The sequence below is a fragment of the Mesorhizobium sp. M7A.F.Ca.US.010.02.1.1 genome, from assembly GCF_004023085.1.
Lineage (GTDB): Bacteria > Pseudomonadota > Alphaproteobacteria > Rhizobiales > Rhizobiaceae > Mesorhizobium.
This window is the reverse complement of sequence record NZ_RZRV01000070.1, coordinates 1-17,382: the sequence shown is the minus strand read 5'-3', so window position 1 is coordinate 17,382 and position 17,382 is coordinate 1. Positions and strand designations below refer to the sequence as shown.

At 62.4% G+C, this 17,382-nt stretch carries 15 protein-coding genes and 1 pseudogene; 10 read left to right on the top strand and 6 right to left on the bottom strand.

The window, feature by feature from the left end; translation table 11 throughout:
- Positions 1–125, top strand: a 125-nt coding sequence (locus EOA19_RS33590; RefSeq protein WP_164892907.1) for an IS3 family transposase, incomplete at its 5' end; no start/stop codon positions are given.
- A 731-nt stretch (positions 126–856) separates the two neighbouring features.
- Here EOA19_RS33590 and glnA read toward each other — a convergent pair.
- A complete protein-coding gene (gene glnA / locus EOA19_RS33580) occupies positions 857–2,266 on the bottom strand; it encodes a type I glutamate--ammonia ligase (protein WP_128306005.1) in 1,410 nt (469 codons plus the stop codon).
- A 65-nt stretch (positions 2,267–2,331) separates the two neighbouring features.
- Positions 2,332–2,670: a P-II family nitrogen regulator gene (locus tag EOA19_RS33575; protein WP_006205430.1), complete on the bottom strand. Its 339-nt coding sequence runs from the start codon at positions 2,668–2,670 to the stop codon at positions 2,332–2,334.
- Positions 2,671–3,028: 358 nt separating this feature from the next.
- Here EOA19_RS33575 and EOA19_RS33570 point away from each other — a divergent pair, with 358 nt between their 5' ends.
- Both EOA19_RS33570 and EOA19_RS33565 read left to right on the top strand, forming a co-directional pair.
- A complete protein-coding gene (locus EOA19_RS33570; RefSeq protein WP_128306004.1) occupies positions 3,029–4,573 on the top strand; it encodes an NAD(P)H-hydrate dehydratase in 1,545 nt (514 codons plus the stop codon).
- Complete coding sequence (locus EOA19_RS33565) at positions 4,570–6,573, top strand: hypothetical protein (RefSeq protein WP_128306003.1); 2,004 nt, start codon at positions 4,570–4,572, stop codon at positions 6,571–6,573. The genes EOA19_RS33570 and EOA19_RS33565 overlap by 4 nt, the downstream gene beginning before the upstream one ends.
- Positions 6,574–6,616: 43 nt before the next feature.
- On the opposite strand, the gene EOA19_RS33560 is transcribed toward EOA19_RS33565, so the two are convergent.
- The gene (locus EOA19_RS33560) at positions 6,617–8,149 is read right to left on the bottom strand and encodes an acyl-CoA carboxylase subunit beta (RefSeq protein ID WP_023812067.1); all 1,533 of its coding nucleotides are present in this window, start codon (positions 8,147–8,149) and stop codon (positions 6,617–6,619) included.
- Between the two features lie 408 nt (positions 8,150–8,557).
- Between EOA19_RS33560 and EOA19_RS33555 the strand changes: the two genes are divergently transcribed.
- Positions 8,558–9,979, top strand: a complete 1,422-nt coding sequence (locus EOA19_RS33555) for a DEAD/DEAH box helicase (protein WP_128306002.1) — start codon at positions 8,558–8,560, stop codon at positions 9,977–9,979.
- 101 nt (positions 9,980–10,080) lie between these two features.
- Here the strand turns inward: EOA19_RS33555 and EOA19_RS33550 are convergent.
- Positions 10,081–11,054 (bottom strand): annotated as a pseudogene (locus EOA19_RS33550) (alpha/beta fold hydrolase).
- A 78-nt stretch (positions 11,055–11,132) separates the two neighbouring features.
- Entirely contained in the window at positions 11,133–11,954 is an 822-nt protein-coding gene (locus tag EOA19_RS33545; protein WP_023812065.1) for an SDR family oxidoreductase, read from the bottom strand.
- 226 nt (positions 11,955–12,180) lie between these two features.
- Between EOA19_RS33545 and EOA19_RS33540 the strand changes: the two genes are divergently transcribed.
- From EOA19_RS33540 to EOA19_RS33515, 6 genes are all read left to right on the top strand, one after another.
- A complete protein-coding gene (locus tag EOA19_RS33540) occupies positions 12,181–13,215 on the top strand; it encodes a cysteine synthase A (RefSeq protein WP_128306001.1) in 1,035 nt (344 codons plus the stop codon).
- The gene (locus tag EOA19_RS33535; protein ID WP_128306000.1) at positions 13,215–13,958 is read left to right on the top strand and encodes an alanyl-tRNA editing protein; all 744 of its coding nucleotides are present in this window, start codon (positions 13,215–13,217) and stop codon (positions 13,956–13,958) included. Before EOA19_RS33540 ends, EOA19_RS33535 begins: the two co-directional genes overlap by 1 nt.
- 39 nt (positions 13,959–13,997) lie before the next feature.
- On the top strand, positions 13,998–14,849 hold the full coding sequence (gene sseA / locus EOA19_RS33530; protein ID WP_128305999.1) for a 3-mercaptopyruvate sulfurtransferase: 852 nt from the start codon (positions 13,998–14,000) through the stop codon (positions 14,847–14,849).
- Between the two features lie 5 nt (positions 14,850–14,854).
- Positions 14,855–15,418: a GNAT family N-acetyltransferase gene (locus tag EOA19_RS33525; RefSeq protein WP_023812061.1), complete on the top strand. Its 564-nt coding sequence runs from the start codon at positions 14,855–14,857 to the stop codon at positions 15,416–15,418.
- 111 nt (positions 15,419–15,529) lie between these two features.
- On the top strand, positions 15,530–16,087 hold the full coding sequence (locus tag EOA19_RS33520) for an OmpA family protein (protein WP_128305998.1): 558 nt from the start codon (positions 15,530–15,532) through the stop codon (positions 16,085–16,087).
- A 132-nt stretch (positions 16,088–16,219) separates the two neighbouring features.
- Entirely contained in the window at positions 16,220–16,687 is a 468-nt protein-coding gene (locus tag EOA19_RS33515; protein ID WP_128305997.1) for a DUF1203 domain-containing protein, read from the top strand.
- A 223-nt stretch (positions 16,688–16,910) separates the two neighbouring features.
- Here EOA19_RS33515 and EOA19_RS33510 read toward each other — a convergent pair.
- A partial coding sequence (locus EOA19_RS33510) for an outer membrane beta-barrel protein (protein WP_164893114.1) occupies positions 16,911–17,382 on the bottom strand: 472 nt, incomplete at its 5' end.

Genomic DNA, 17,382 nt, shown 5'->3' with positions numbered 1-17,382 from the left:
AGAGCCTCAAGGCCAGCATCGAGGATTACATCCACTACTACAATCATGATCGCATCAAACTGAAACTGAAAGGGCTGAGCCCTGTGCAATACAGAACCCAGCCCTTAAATCTGCCGCCACCTTAAACTGTCCAACTTTAAGGGGTCAGTTCATTTCGCGCCGGGGTTCTTTTTTTTGGCCGTTACCCGGCTGACGGCATTCCTGGGAAAACATACCCAGAAAAAGTCAGGGAATTCACGCGGTCGCAAATCGCCCGGGAGTTCTTGCCGCAGCCATGTGAGCCTCCGGCGATCACTCGCTATAAAGCCCGGAAAAGCGCCTTTTCCAGCCCTTATCCGGGGCAAAGGGCCTTCCATAAGCATCTGTTCATACAGCGGAATCGGCCATTCGCGGCCCGGCTTGCGACGTTGACAGATCACGCTACGGCATGCGTATTCGCAGGCCTTGGGGTTACGTCACGCAATGCTGTTCGGACGGGCGGGGTTTTCTGAACGGCGGCATTGGCGTGGGCGCCGGACGAGCGGTCACTGTAGCCTGAGACAGTGCTCCGCTCGCTCCTGGCTCCAACGTTGGCGACCGAGCGGCCGCCTTGATCTTCACTGGACATCGCCGAGTAGTGATTGAAGTCACCGGACCGACGCTCAAGCCGGCCGCTCCGATGGACCGTAGGTCCAAGAATCCGGGCATCGTGCGATCGCCGAAGACGAAAGGCGGATACGGGCGCGCATGCGGCTGCCGCGCAGGCGAGACATGCCGGTCGGCTGGCAATTCCTATTGGAGCGCAGCAAAAAGCCCTTGAAAGAGGGAAGTCTTTCAAGGGCTTGGTTATGGCGAATCTTAGGCTGAGATTGAAGCCTCAGACGGAGTAGTACATGTCGTATTCGACCGGATGCGGGGTCATTTCGAAGCGCATCACTTCGGCCATCTTCAGCTCGATGTAGCTGTCGATCTGGTCGTCGTCGAAGACGCCGCCAGCCTTCAGGAAGCCACGGTCCTTGTCGAGGCTCTGCAGGGCTTCTCGCAGCGAACCGCAGACGGTCGGGATCTTTTTCAACTCCTTCGGCGGCAGGTCGTAGAGATCCTTGTCCATCGGCTGGCCGGGATGGATCTTGTTCTTGATGCCGTCGAGGCCGGCCATCAGCAGGGCGGAGAAGGCGAGGTAGGGATTCGCGCCCGGATCGGGAAAGCGGACCTCGACGCGCTTGGCCTTCGGCGACGAGCCGAACGGGATGCGGCAGGACGCCGAGCGGTTGCGCGCCGAATAGGCGAGCAGAACCGGCGCTTCGTAACCCGGCACCAGGCGCTTGTAGGAATTGGTCAGCGGGTTGGTAAAGGCGTTGATCGCCTTGGCATGCTTGATGACGCCGCCAATGAAGAAGAGGCAGTTTTCCGACAGACCTGCATATTCATTGCCGGCGAAGGTCGGCTTGCCGTTCTTCCAGATCGACATGTGGACGTGCATGCCCGAGCCGTTGTCGCCGAAGATCGGCTTCGGCATGAAGGTGGCCGTCTTGCCATAGGCGTTGGCGACCTGGTGGACGACATATTTGTAGATCAGCATCTTGTCGGCGTTGCGCACCAGTGCGTCGAACTTGATGCCGAGTTCGTGCTGGGCCGCCGCCACCTCATGGTGATGCTTTTCGACGCGCACGCCCATCTCGGCGAGCACGGTCAGCATTTCCGAGCGCATGTCCTGCGCGCTGTCGATCGGCGGCACCGGGAAGTAGCCGCCCTTGACGCGCGGACGGTGGCCGAGATTGCCGGTCTCGTAGTCGGTGTCGTCGTTCGACGGCAGTTCCGTGGAGTCGAGCTTGAATCCGGTGTTGTAGGGATCGGCCTTGTACTTGACGTCGTCGAACACGAAGAACTCGGCTTCCGGGCCGACATAGATGGTGTCGCCGATACCTTCCGCCTTCATGTAGGCCTCGGCCTTCTTGGCCGTACCGCGCGGATCGCGGTTGTAGGATTCACCCGAAACCGGATCGAGGATGTCGCACAGGATGACCATGGTCGACTGCGCGAAGAACGGGTCCATGTGAACCGTGTCCGGATCGGGCATCAGCACCATGTCAGACTCGTTGATGGCCTTCCAGCCGGCAATCGACGAGCCGTCGAACATCACGCCATCGGCGAACATGTCTTCCTCGACCTCGATGACATCCATCGTCACGTGTTGCAGCTTGCCCTTCGGGTCTGTGAAGCGCAGGTCGACGAATTTCACGTCGTTGTCCTTGATCTGCTTCATGATGTCTTTGGCTGTCGTCATGTCATGTATCCCTGTTTGATGACGTTTTTTGTTGATGACGTTTTCAGGAGGATGGCCGGGTCAGGTCAGACCGCGTCCATGCCCGTTTCGCCGGTACGGATTCGCACAACTTCCTCGATATTGGAAACGAAGATCTTGCCGTCACCGATGCGGCCCGTCTGGGCCGCCTTGCGGATGGCCTCAATGGCGCCTTCGACCGCGTCGTCGCCAAGCACGACCTCGATCTTCACCTTGGGCAGGAAATCGACGACATATTCGGCGCCGCGATAGAGTTCGGTGTGGCCCTTCTGACGACCGAAGCCTTTTGCCTCGGTGACAGTGATGCCTTGCAGTCCGGCTTCCTGAAGCGCTTCCTTCACTTCGTCCAGCTTGAATGGCTTGATGATCGCTTCGATCTTTTTCATGTAAAAAGTGGCCTCCACTGCCAAAAAAACGGGTTGTGACCCCCCGCTTGCGCCTCCATCAAGCACGAACTGTGCCAATTCAGCGGATTCTAAGCGGTCTCATAAGATTTCAAAGCCGCGCCGCACCGGGATGCAAATTCGCGTCATTCACTGCACCGGAAGCGGCATGGGCTGCCAGAGCCTACACAGCGCCAACACCCGCGTCCGCACAAAAATCAGGCACATCGCCTATCCCGCAGGCAATTTTCTGCCCGCGATGCCTTCGTCCCGACGTTATGGCTGCAGATCTCGGCAACTCCCCCTTGTTTGCTTAGGATCGAAATTGGACAATGCTTGATAGCATGCGGATCGGCAATCCATGAGCAACGAACTTCTTGTCCCCGCCGAAATGACCGCGGCTGATCGGCTGACGATCGCGGCCGGTCCGGCCGACGGCATCGGCCTGATGCGGCGCGCGGGCGCAGCGGTCGCGGCCGAGGTTCTCAAGCGCTATCCCTCGGCAAAGCACATCCATGTGCTGTGCGGGCCCGGCAACAATGGCGGCGATGGCTATGTCGTCGCACGCCTCCTGGCCGCCAGCGGCGTCGGCACAACGATCTGGTCATCCGGAGCGCCGAGGCCGGAAAGCGATGCGGCGCTCGCCGCCGCGGAATCACTGATCAAGTCCCGGCCGCTGTCTGATTTCGACGCCGAGTTCGGCTCGATCGTGATCGACGCGCTCTATGGGGCAGGGCTGTCCAAGCCGCTTTCCGGCGATGCCGCGAAGGCCGTCGATACCGTAACAGCCCTGCGCCTGCCTGTGGTCGCGATCGACCTGCCGTCGGGCGTCTCAGGTGCCAGCGGCGAAATATTGGGCAGGGCGTTTCGTGCCGAGGTCACCGTCACCTTCGCGCGGAAAAAGCCCGGCCACTTGCTGCTGCCGGGGCGCGGGCAATGCGGTGAAATCGTGCTCGCCGATATCGGCATCGATGACGGCATCATCGCCCAGCTCGCTGTCTCGACCTTCGAGAATGTGCCGGACCTGTGGTTGCGGGAATTTCCCCTGCCGGCGGTCGATGCGCACAAATACAAGCGCGGCCATGTCGGCGTCTTTTCCGGCGGTCCCAGTGCTACCGGCGCGGCGCGGCTGTCGGCGATGGCCGCCGCTAGATGCGGGGCAGGGGCGGTCACCGTGCTGTCGCCTGGCAATGCCATGCAGGTGAACGCGACACACCTGACCTCGATCATGCTGCGAGAGGCGGGGTCACTTGAGGAGGTGCAGGAATTTCTGACGGCGCGCCATCCCGAGGCGCTGGTGTTTGGACCGGGGCTCGGGCCAAAGCCCAAGGTCGGCGATTTCGCCCTGCAACTGATCAAGACCTTGGCGGAGGGTGCACGCGCATCGCAAACCGCAAACCACGGAGGAGCGATCGTGCTTGATGCTGACGCCATTACATCTATGGCCCATCAGCCGCAGTCGCTGTTCGAAGCCGCCCGTCACCTGAACGCGCCAGCGTTGGTGATCACGCCGCATGAGGGTGAATTCGGCCGCTTGTTCCCAGATATCGCCGGGGACAAAACCATGTCGAAATTGGACAAGGCGCGGGCGGCCGCAGCGCGGGCCAATGCCGTCATCGTCTACAAGGGCGCCGACACGGTCATAGCAGCGCCCGATGGCAAAGCGGCGATCAACTCCAACGGTGCACCGTGGCTGGCCACAGCCGGGTCAGGCGACGTGCTGTCGGGCATCATTGCCGGTTTGCTCGCACAAGGCATGCCTCCCTTGGAGGGCACCTGCGCGGCGGTGTGGCTGCATGCCGAAGCCGGCAGCCGGTTCGGACCCGGCTTGATCGCCGAGGATCTGCCGCTGGCGCTGCTGCCGGTGTTGCGTGAACTCTTCGACGCGCGCATGGCTGTTCCATGAACCGCGCCCTGGCTCTGCTGCTTGCCACAGTCTTTGCCGTCTTCGTGGCGTCGACGGCGCGCGCCGAGGGCCCTTTGATCATCGTCGACGATCCGGCGGTGCTCGCCGCACTCGATGCCAAGGGTTTCGGCTTCGTCGACGTTTTCGGCGTCGACGGCGAGGACGGTCTAAAGACGCTTTACGACGAGGCACCCGCCTATCACGCCATCGTCGACATCGTTGCCTCTGATGTTGCGGCATTGCGCGCCGAGATGAAAGCCGGTGGGCGGCCGCTCTACGAGATAACCGACGGCAATGTCGGCCGCATCATGGACATGCGCTGGCTGAAGACCGATGCCGCGCGCCTCCGGTTGGTCGGCATCGTCAACCGGCTCGACCGTCGCGATTTCACGCGGCTGCAAGGCGACAGGAACTGCGGCGAGGTGCGCTTCGTCTACCGCCTGGCCTACAGTTTTCGCAAGAACGGCAAGCTGCTGGCATCGCGCCTGCCGTTCAATTTCAATGCCGTCTACAGCGCCGCGCCCGATGCCGACGGCGGCTGCGTCGGTACTGCCGGACGCTGGACGCCACAGCTTGACGAGAGCGTCGATGCCGGCTGGCTGACCGGCGGGCCGCTGGAGAAGGCCGGGCTGACCTTCAAGCAGCTGGAGCTCAACGCGCAGGTGGTGCGCTTCCCCTCCGGACAGGAAACCGAGTTCGGTGGCCAAGCCGCCTATCTCATGCGGGTATTCGGCATCGATGGCGCTGCTATCAGCGAGAAGCCGCTGGAGAACACGCCCGACACCGCACGGCTCTCGCAGGACGCGGCGCTGAAAGCACGGCTTGCCGCCTATGTCGGCGCCAATCTGCCGGCGGTCGATGAAGGCGTTTATGAAATTCCCGACGAGTTCCTGGCCAGAAAGATTATTTCATGGTCGACCTTCGGCAGTGCGCGGCAGGCCAATCACCCGTTTACGCAATTATTCCAACCTGAGGAATTCGCATCGCTCGATTATTCCGCGCTGAAACTCGTGCGCACGCCGGAAGCGCTGGTCGAACGATTGGACAATGGCGCCTGCCAGGGGTGCCATCAGGCCGGTTCGACCGCCGGTTTCCATTTCATCGGGCTAGACGACAAGACGACATCGCCGTTGAACCGCATCGAGGTCGGGGTTTCGCCGCATCTTCATGCCGAGATCCCGCGGCGCCAGGCGTGGCTGGCCGCCACGGCCGAAGGCAAGCAGCCGAACCGCTTCCGTCCGCTCTCCTTTGCGCCGCCGGCGGTCTGGACGAACGCCGGCGCGGTCGATTACGCGCCGGCGGAGATGGCCATGCCGTGCCTGATGCAGGAAGATGCGACCCGCTTCGGCGCGACCTGGCAGTGCAGCAGTGATACCATCTGCACGCCGCTGGCCACCGCTTCGGGCGTGCACACGAAACTGGCGCAATGCCTGCTGCCCAAGGACAGCGAAAAAATGTTTTCCGGCCATCCCTGCCTGACCGGCTCGATCGCCAGCAACGCGGCGCAGCCCTTCAACGACCGCTACAGCAGATCGGGCCAGTTCGCGGCCTTCGCCCCGGACATTTCCCGTACCGCCTACACCTGCCGTCCGCCGAAGATCGGCGTGCCTGGAGGCATCGCCTATCGCGGCTGCGACGACAAGGACCGTGCTTTCGCGGCCTTCAAAGCCGGCAAGCCGATGCCGAATGAAATCTGCGGGCTGGTCGGCGGCAAGAAATTCGACATCTGCGTGGCCACCAACAATTTCGACCAATGTCTTGGCGGCGCTGTCAATCGCGGCAACCGGCCGGCCTGTTCGGCCGATCATTTCTGCCGCGAGGACTATATGTGCCAGTCGCTGCCGCCGGACACGCCGGGCATCGGCAAGGTGAAAGGCATCGGCTTCTGCTCGCCGACCTATTTCATCTTCCAGATGCGCATCGACAACCACGCAACGCCATGGGGCAGCCCTGTCCGTGCCACGATGGGAGCGGGGTTTGGTGCGGCGGAAGAGGAGTGAGCTGCCCGACGGTTACCTCCTCGGATAGATGCCCAGCCACGCCTCACAGCGGGATGTTGTCGTGCTTCTTCCAGGGGTTCTGCATGTCCTTGTTGCGCAGCATGCGCAGCGCGCGCGCGATGCGGCGGCGGGTCGAGTGCGGCATGATCACCTCGTCGACATAGCCGCGCTCGGCGGCGACGAAGGGCGACAGGAAGCGATCCTCGTAAGCCTTTGTGTGGGCTGCGATCTTTTCGGCGTCACCGATGTCCTTGCGGTAGATGATCTCGACCGCTCCCCTGGCTCCCATCACCGCGATCTGCGCCGTCGGCCAGGCGTAGTTCATGTCGCCGCGAAGATGCTTTGACGCCATCACGTCATAGGCGCCGCCATAGGCTTTGCGGGTGATGACGGTGATCTTCGGCACGGTGGCCTCGGCATAGGCGAACAGGAGTTTCGCGCCATGCTTGATCAGCCCGCCATATTCCTGCGCGGTGCCGGGCAGGAAGCCGGGGACATCGACGAAGGTGACGATCGGGATCGAAAAACAATCGCAGAAGCGCACGAAACGGGCCGCCTTGCGGCTGGCGTCGGAATCGAGCACGCCGGCCAATACCATCGGCTGGTTGGCGACGAAGCCGACGGTGCGGCCCTCGACGCGCCCGAACCCGGTGACGATGTTCTTGGCGAAGTTCTGCTGGATCTCGAAGAAGTCGCCTTCGTCGGCGACCTTCAGGATCAGTTCCTTGATGTCGTAGGGCTTGTTGGCGTTGTCGGGAATCAGCCGGTCGAGCGACAAATCATGGTCGGTGACCGACTGGTAGCATTCGATCTCGGGAAGCTCCGACGTGTTGGAGGCCGGCAACAGGTCGACCAGCCGGCGCATCTGCAACAGCGCCTCGACGTCATTGTCATAGGCGCCGTCGGCGATCGAGGATTTCGTCGTGTGGACGGAGGCGCCGCCGAGGCTCTCGGCGGTCACCGTCTCGTTGGTCACGGTCTTCACCACATCCGGCCCAGTAACGAACATGTAGGAAGTGTCGCGCACCATGAAGATGAAGTCGGTCATGGCAGGCGAATAGACGTCGCCGCCGGCGCACGGTCCCATGATGACGGAAATCTGCGGAATGACGCCTGAGGCCAGCACGTTGCGCTGAAAAATCTCGGCATAGCCGCCGAGTGCTGCCACGCCTTCCTGGATGCGCGCGCCGCCAGCATCGTAGAGGCCGATGATCGGCGCCCGGTTGCGGAGCGCCATCTCCTGCACCTTGATGACCTTCTCGGCATGCGCTTCCGACAGCGAGCCGCCGAATACGGTAAAGTCCTTGGCGAAGAGGTAGACCGGGCGGCCGTTGACGGTGCCCCAGCCGGTGACGACGCCGTCGCCGGCGATCTTGGTGTTCTCCATGCCGAAGTCGGTCGAGCGGTGCTCGACATACATGTCGAATTCCTCGAACGAGCCCTCGTCGAGAAACACCTCGATGCGTTCGCGCGCGGTGAGCTTGCCCTTCTTGTGCTGGGCATCGATGCGGACCTGGCCGCCGCCCATGCGGGCGATCTCGCGGCGGCGCTCGAGTTCCTTGAGAACGTCTTTCATCGATTACCTCCCAAGCCAGCGGCATTTCGTCGTAATCGTGCCGGCAAGCGAGCGCAAGCGGCGCTTGCGCCACGGGCTTTGCTGCGCTGCAACATGAAGCCCCTTGCAATTGAGGGCGAACTCAGCCATATGCAGCCCATAGGCGCTTGGGCCGGGAACGAATCCGGCCTTCTCGACGAATGAGACTGGTTGCGTCTGTTTTCCCTCTTTCCGGTATATCGGCCCTTTTTCCGGTAAATCACAAAGCGGCGAAAAAGCCCCGTGGCATGATGCCTGCGGGCACGACAGCGCAGCCGAGTGGACGAACCCGTCCGCCCGCCTTGTCGTTCATCACAGATTTTTCGACGGCAGGTTGCGCCCTGCCGCCATCGATGTTTGCGGCCAGAAGCCGCGTGAAAGAAGATTATTTTGACCAACGAAAACACTTTGCCCGGTAGCGCTGCGGAACTCACGGGTTTCGCGGCACTGGGTATTACGGGCGCGCTGCTCAAGGCCACCCACAACGCCGGCTTCGCCGAGCCGAAGCCGATCCAGGCACAGGCGATCCCGCCGCAGATGGAAGGCCGTGACATTTTCGGCATCGCCCAGACCGGCTCCGGCAAGACTGCGGCCTTCGCGCTGCCGATTCTGTCGAAGATCATTGCGCTTGGCACCAAGCGCCGGCCGAAGACGGCACGTGCGCTGATTCTGGCGCCGACGCGCGAACTCGCCGTGCAGATCGAAGACACGATCAAGATCCTCGCCAAGGGCGCGCATGTCTCGACCGCGCTCGTGCTCGGCGGCGTGTCCCGCTTCAGCCAGGTGAAGAAGGTTGCTCCCGGCGTCGACATCCTGATCGCCACGCCCGGCCGGTTGACCGATCTTGTGCGTGAGGGCGACCTCGTGCTTGCCGACACCAAATGGCTAGTGCTGGACGAAGGCGACCGCATGCTCGACATGGGCTTCATCAACGACGTCAAGCGCATCGCCAAGGCGACCGCGCCCGACCGTCAGACGGTGCTGTTCTCGGCGACCATGCCCAATGAAATCGCCGAACTGGCCAAGGGCCTGCTGAAGAACCCGATTCGTGTCGAAGTCGCGCCGCAAAGCACGGCGGCGGCCGAGATCGTGCAGGGCGTCGTCTTTGCCCGCACCAAGCAGAAGCGCCAGGTGTTGTCGACGATGCTCGCCGACGAGGCGATGAAGTCTGTCATCATCTTTTCGCGCACCAAGCATGGTGCCGACAGGGTGACCAAGGACCTCGAGCGCGACGGCTTCAAGGCCGCCGTCATCCACGGCAACAAGTCGCAGAACGCCCGCCAGAAAGCGCTGAACGATTTCCGCGACGGTTCGGTGCGCATTCTGGTGGCGACCGACATCGCGGCGCGCGGCATCGACGTGCCCGGCATCAGCCATGTCGTGAATTTCGACCTGCCTGATGAAGCCGAGAGCTACGTCCACCGCATCGGCCGTACCGGCCGCAACGGCATGGACGGCATCGCGATAACGCTTTGCGATCCTTCCGAGAACAGCAAGCTGCGCCAGGTCGAGCGCATCATCCGCACCAAGCTGCCGATCGTTGCCGACCATCTCGGCAGCCCCGATCCGCTGCGCAATCCGGCTGAAAAGAACGAGCGATTCGAGCCGGCCAATGATCGCAACGACCGCAATGGCCGTCGCGACGGCAGGCGGCCCGGTGGCGAGAACAAGGACAACGGCTTTGGCAAGAAGCGCTTCGGCGACAAGCCGGCCTTCGCAGGCGAGCGCAAGCCTGATGGCGCCAAGCCGGCCTTCAAGGGCAACAACAAGCGCCGCTTCGGCGGCAAGCGTCCGGCGGCGCGGGCTGCGTAAGTAGGCAGCGCTGTAGTCAATCAAGCTCAGGCTGGCTGACTGCCGGGACAGACCAAGGAAAGGGCGGCTGAAGCGATGCTTCGGTCGCCTTTTTCGTCTGCCTACTTCACCACCGCTTCGATCCAGACGGCGATCCTTTGCGCCAGAAACGCCGTGGTCGATGGCGACAGCGCGCCGCCGGCAATGACGTGATTGTCCGGGTCGCCGGTGTCGTCGACCGGAACCAGTTCATGCGGCGCCCCCCAGCGCCCGGCAATCTCGCGGGTGCGATCGGCCCGCACCACTTTGTCCGAATCAGAAAAGATGAACAGTGCAGGGGTGGTCGCCTTCTCCACCGGCGCGCCATAGGCAAGCTCGGTCAGCGCCTGCATCGGCAAGGTCGCTTCGATCGGATAGCGGGTGGTCCAGAATTTTTCATGCAGCGCGTTGCGCGGCACGAAGCTGTGTTCCTTGCCGGCGACCAGCCTGGCGATCTGTTTGCCCCACGGCATGGTCAGGATCTCGGCGCCCGAAGCCTTGACGCCGAAATTCGGCGAGATGAACGCGATCGCCGCCACCCCGTCCGATGCACCGGGCTGCGTTGCCGCCCAGACCGCCAGCGAGCCGCCGGTCGACGTCGAGATGACGATCACTTTGTCGCCGATCGCCCGGCCAATGGCGAGTGCCTCCTCATAGTCGTTGATCCAGGCGTTGAGCTGCCTTGCGTCATCGCCGCGCCATCCTGCCCGTGACCGGTAAGGCGTGTGTAGAAGAGATTGGCGTCAAGCTGTTCCGCCACTTCGTCGGGCAGCGGGCGGATTTCGCCCTTCGATGCGGAAAAGCCGTGGATGTAGACGATCGACAGCGGGGTCGTGGCATGCACCAACGGATCGGCCCAGACGATCTCTTTTTCCAGCCCGTCACGGATTCCGGGGATGGCGGCTTCCGCCTTTGCCACATAGGCCTGCGGATCGTCAGCGATGAGCGAGGGATCGAAACGGATAGTGGTGTCGACGCGAACGCGCGGGCCGAGCACGAAGGCCAGTGCGAGAATGGCGACAAGGCCCAGCACAGCAAGCACGATCCGTCGCCCCATCGCAGACTCCACGCGGCACTTGTCTCAACCATGGCGATGGCGGCCCGAAACGGGGAGCCTGCCAATTTCGCAGGCGTCCTATTCGATCGGCGGCTTGCGGTCGTAATGCAGAGGCCGCGCCTTCCAACTGGTCATCAGGCTGATAAACCCTCTGCACAGCGGCCTCGGCAGCAGGCCGAGCAGTTTCAGGGGCCAGCTTGTCCGGCGCGGGAAATGGACTTCGAAGCCGCCGGACTTGATGCCCCGCGCCATGCGGCGCGATGCGCGGCTGACCGGCATCAGTCCCGGCATGGGCAGCATGTTCTTCTCGGTCAGCGGGGTGTCGATGAAGCCGGGATTGAACACCTGGATACGCACGTTCATCTTGTCGAAATCATACTTCAGCGACTCGGCCAGAATGTTGATGGCCGCCTTGGTGCCGCCATAGGCGGCCGTTGTCGGCCAGCCGAAATAGGATGTCACCGAGCCGACCAGCACGACATGGCCGCGCGCCCGCACACGCATGCGTTCGACCGCGGGCACGAGGCCGTTGATGATGCCGAAATAATTGACCTCGAAGGACCGCCGAAAGTCGTTGACGACAAGATTCTCCCCCGGCGTCGAAATGTAGTTCCCTGCATTGAAGATGGCGAGCACGATGGGACCGAGTTCCTTCTCGATCGCGGCGACGGTTCTTGCCATGCGCGGCTCGTCGGTGACATCGCAAGGAAAGGCCGTGACACTGCCCGGCATCTGCGCGGTCTCGACGACAAGCGTGTCGATCGGATCGTCGTCAAGCGCCGTCACCGCGACGGCATAGCCCTGGGACGCAAGATCCCTGGCCAGCGCACGGCCGATGCCGCTTGAGCCGCCCGTGATCCAGGCGACGCCGTGCTTCGGGTTAGCCCGGTAGAGTGTCATGCTGCGCCCTGTCGACTTGTTGGTGCTTTGCTCTAGCGGTGAAGAAATCGAATGAAAAGCCGCTTTTCAACGTCAGCCGGAAATGAACAGTGGCGCAAGAGGCCAGCCTCGGGAAGCGCCGACGCAACAACAGCACTGCAAATGCGACTGGACCAGACAAATTCTTGCCTTGAAACCGCAGCTTCGGGTTTCTAGGGTTTCGGCGCACCTACACAAGGAATCCTGAATGCCCCGTTCTGTGATCGACGCGATCGGCAACACGCCTCTGATCCGCCTCAACAAAGCTTCGGAACAAACCGGTTGCGAGATCCTGGGCAAGGCCGAATTCATGAATCCGGGCCAGTCGGTCAAGGATCGCGCGGGCCTGTTCATCATCCGCGACGCCGAGAAGCGCGGGCTGCTGAAGCCCGGCGGTGTGATCGTCGAGGGAACGGCGGGCAATACCGGCATCGGGCTGACGTTGGTCGCCAAGGCGCTCGGCTATCGCACCGTCATCGTCATCCCGGACACACAGAGCCAGGAGAAGAAGGACACGATCAAACTGCTCGGCGCCGAACTGATCGAAGTGCCGGCCGTGCCCTACAGGAATCCCAACAATTACGTGAAACTGTCGGGGCGGTTGGCCGAGCAACTGGCAAAGACAGAACCGAACGGCGCCATCTGGGCCAACCAGTTCGACAATGTCGCCAACCGTGACGGCCATATCCGCACCACGGCGGAGGAAATCTGGAACCAGACCGGCGGCAAGGTCGACGGCTTTGTCTCGGCGGTCGGTTCGGGCGGCACGCTGGCCGGCGTCGCCTCCGGACTGAAAGCCAAAAGCCGGGATGTGAAGATCGCGCTCGCCGATCCGCTGGGGGCCGCGCTCTATTCTTTCTACACCAGCGGCGAGCTGAAGTCCGAAGGCAGCTCGATCACCGAAGGCATCGGGCAGGGGCGCATCACCGCCAACCTCGAAGGGTTCACGCCGGATTTTTCATTCCAGATCCCCGATGAGGATGCGCTGCCGATCGTCTTCGACCTGATCCAGGAAGAGGGCCTTTGCGTCGGCGGCTCGACCGGCATCAACATAGCCGGCGCGGTCCGTCTGGCCAGGGAATTGGGTCCCGGCCACACCATCGTGACCATTCTTTGTGATTATGGCACGCGCTATCAATCAAAACTGTTCAACCCGGAATTCCTGCGCGAGAAGCAGCTGCCGGTGCCAGGCTGGATGGAGCTGAAGAGCACAATTCCGGTGCCTTTCGAAAAGGTCGCGTGATGGCAAACAGGACGGACGCCCTGTTTCGCGACGATGCCTACCTGCGGACGGCGGACGCAACGGTCGTTGCCGTCAACGATCGCGGCGGTATCATCCTCGACCGCACGATCTTCTACGCCACTTCGGGTGGCCAACCGGGCGATACCGGGTATCTCGAACGCGGCGATGGCAGCCGCATCGCCATTGCCGCCACCCTCACCGGCGAGACCAAGGACGAGATCATACACGTGCCAGCGCCGGAGCAGGCGGTTCCGCAGGTGGGCGAGGCGCTGAGGCTGGCGATCGACTGGGAGCGGCGGCATCTCCTGATGCGCATGCATGCGGCTTGCCACCTGCTTACCGTCGTCTGCCCGTTCCCGATCACCGGTGCCTCGGTTTCCGAGGACGACAGCCGTGTCGATTTCGACGCTCCGGATGCCGGCTTCACCAAGGAGGACGTCACTGCCGGGCTGATGGACCTGGTGCGGGCCGATCATCCGATCTTTGTCAGGCTGATCAGTGACGAGGATCTGGCCGCCAATCCCGGCCTGGTGAAATCCAAGAACGTCCGGCCGCCGGTCGGCACCGGCAAGATCCGCCTGGTCTGTATCGGCGACAACGCCTCGGTGGACAGCCAGCCCTGCGGCGGCACCCATGTGAAGAGCACCGGCGAAGTCGGCGAAATCCACATCGGCAAGATCGAGAAGAAGGGCCGCGAGAACCGGCGCTTCCGCATCCGCTTTGGGCCGATGCCGGCAAACTGAACAGGACAGTGATCGCCAAAAAGCGAGCAGGAGAACAAAATGGCCGAGGACAGCCCCTTCACCGTCGACGCAGACTGGCTGCAGCAACGTCTCGGCGAGCCGGGCCTGACGATCATCGACGCATCCTGGTATCTCCCGGCGCAGAAGCGCGATGCGCGCGGCGAGTATGAGTCGGCCCACATCCCGGGCGCACGATTTCTCGATCAGGATGCCGTTTCGGACCCGGATTCGCCCCTGCCGCATACCTTGCCGTCGCCGCAGCATTTTGCCCAGTATGTCGGCGCCATGGGTGTTTCGGCCGATGACACCATCGTCGTCTATGATGGTCCGGGTTTCTTCTCGGCGCCCCGGGCGTGGTGGATGTTCCGGGTGATGGGCGTCTTCCAGACCTATATTCTGGATGGCGGCTTCGATGGCTGGAAAGCCGCCGGCAGGCCGGTGACGGCTGAGCCGACCAAGATCGCGCCAAGCGTGTTTCATGCCGATTTCGACCCCGGGCGCGTCGCCAGCCTCGCCGACATGCGCCGGATCGTCGACACCGGGGCAAGCCAGATCGCCGACGCCCGGGGGCCGGGCCGGTTCATCGGCACTGAACCTGAGCCGCGCGCGGGTATCCGCTCCGGCCATATGCCTGGCGCGCGCAATCTGCCCTATTCGGCGCTGTCGGAAAATGGCGAGCTGTTGTCGAAGGACCGCCTGCGCAAGGCGATCGAGGAGGCCGGCATCGATCTGTCGAAACCTGTCGTCACTTCATGTGGCTCCGGTATTACCGCGGCGGTGGTGACGCTGGCGCTGGAAACGCTTGGCCATACGAACAACAGGCTTTACGACGGCTCCTGGACGGAGTGGGGCGGGCTTTCCGACACGCCTGTGGTGACCGGCAAGGAATGAAGACGATGGAAAACGGCACGCTGGAAGACATTGACGTCACGGTGACGTTCCTCGAGATGCATGTGCCGCCGGCCTATTCGCCGCCTGTGCCGTATAACCGTCAGGTCGCGCTGCTGAAGACCAAGGACATTCCGCTGCATTTCTACCGCTATCTGATGGACCGGGTGGGGCGCAAATGGCACTGGGTCAATGTGCTGAGGCTGGATGACGACGAGCTTTCGGCCGGCATCCATCGCGAGGACCGTGACATCAGGGTGCTCTACCTCGATGGCGCCCCCGCCGGTTTCTTCGACCTCAAGCCGCATCTGCCGGAGGAAGTCGAGCTTGCCTATTTCGGCATGATGGAACATGCGACCGGGCAAGGCATCGGCCGCTGGTTCCTGGGCTCCGCGATCGCTGCCGCATGGTCGCATGGGCCGAAGCGGGTGACGGTGCAGACCTGCACGCTCGATCATCCGGCGGCTCTGCCGCTTTACCAGAAGCTCGGCTTCGCACCGGTGGCGCAAAAGAGGGAAATCGTCCATCCGCTGCCTTTCACCGAGCGCGCGGCCAGCGTCATGCGGCCCTAGCCGGAAGCTAATACCAGCTCGAATCTGAACCCGTCGTTCATCGGCCCTTCAGGCTGTTTTTGGCATGTTGCCGGCACCATCAATGCGGCCAAGGCCGAAGGAGACGAAGACATGCTGACCCGCCGTACACTTGCCGCCGCGCTGATCGCGGCAATTGCCATGCCAAGCCTGGCCGCAGCCCAGGCGACAACGCCTTCGGCCGCGACGATCGAGCGGAAGCTCGAGGCGGCGCCGCGTGTGAAATTGCGGCCGAACGAGCGCGTCACCATCCGCGAATTCAAGCGGCGCCCGGATTTGCGCCGCATGGCCCGCTCGATCGATATCCAGTCGATCAACTTCGCCTTCGGTTCGGCGGCCATTTCCAGTTCGCAATACGACAAGATCGAGACCATTGCCGACGCGCTGCGGCGCATCCTGCGCCGCGATCGCGGCGCCCGCGTGCTGATCGAGGGCCATACCGACGCCGTCGGCTCCTTCCAGTCGAATCAGGCTCTGTCCGAACAGCGCGCCGCTTCGCTGAAGCGCACATTGGTGCGCGAATTCGGCGTGCCCGGCCATGCCCTGGAAACTGTTGGTTACGGCGAGGAGTTTTTGCTCGTGCGGACGCAGACCGAAAACTGGCAGAATCGCCGGGTGACGCTCCGCCGCTTCGACGATTTCATCCGTTGAGCCGCAGCTCCGACGGGACTTGATGAGAGCCGATCGCCGAGGGGCGACCGGCTCTTCGACATTTGGCAGGAATCGGGTGGGCGGCGAGGGTTCAAGGACATAATTTCCAGTCACGACACCGGAGATTTTTCGATGACCATCCAGTTCAAAGCTTTGCCGACCGAAGATGTCAGGACGTTGCAGCGCGGCGGGATCGATGCTTATGGCCAAATGCCCGAGCGAAAGATCTCCGACGGTGACGGCATGCCTTGCCGGCATTGCTTGAAGAATATAGGAGCCGGCGACGCCTACCTTGTTCTGGCATACAGGCCATTCCCTAGCCTTCAGCCCTACGCCGAAACGGGGCCGATCTTCCTGCATGCCGAGGAATGCGATGGTGCCGCTGAGAGCGAGGCGCTGCCCGAGGTTCTCGATAGCCCTGACTACATCGTGCGCGGCTATGGCAGGGATGATCGTATCGTCTATGGCAGCGGCGGCGTCATCCCGACCACGGCAATTGCTGCACGGGCCGAGACGCTGTTCGAACGCGACGAGATCGCCTACGTCCATGTCCGTTCGGCGCGCAACAATTGCTACCAGTGCCGTATCGAGCGCGCTTGAGGCTGAGATTAGCCGCTGGGAACAGTTGTCGTACTCCCGTCCCATAATCGCGATAGAAAGCCATTGTCGATCGATTTGCCGACCGCGGATGAACCGGCGGCAAATCTCGACATCGAGGAAGCGGGGCTTTGGCTCCGCTTTTTTGTTGCGCGGGGGTATTCCGCGCAACAAAAAAGCCCGCCGGCATGGCCGACGGGCTGCAACTGTTTGGCTGGAGGGCCTTTTAGTTGAACTTGTACTTCGCGCCGAGACGCACGGTGTGGAAAGAGGAAGTCGCGGTAAGGGTGTCGTCAGGTGCGCCGAATTCCGAAGAAAAGTCCTTCTTGGCGAACTGCGAATAGCGATATTCGAGACCGACGGTAACGTTGCTGGACAGAGCCGTTTCAAGGCCGCCACCAACCGAGAAACCGCTGGAACCCCAGTCGAGAATGTCGCCGATCGGATCGGAAGCGTTCAGATCGAAATGCTGCCAGCTATAGCCGGCAAGCGCATAGGCAAGGGTCGATTCGTTCATCTTCATGCCGACGCGGCCCAACACATCGAACCCATAGTCGGTATCGACGTTGATCGATCCGCCGCCGAGCTCCAGTTCGGAAGTCATGCCGGAGTAGCGTGCATCGACCATGACGCCTGCGACCCAGCTGCCGAAGTCATGATCGTAGCCGACGTTCAGTTCGCCAAAGGCACCTTCGCCA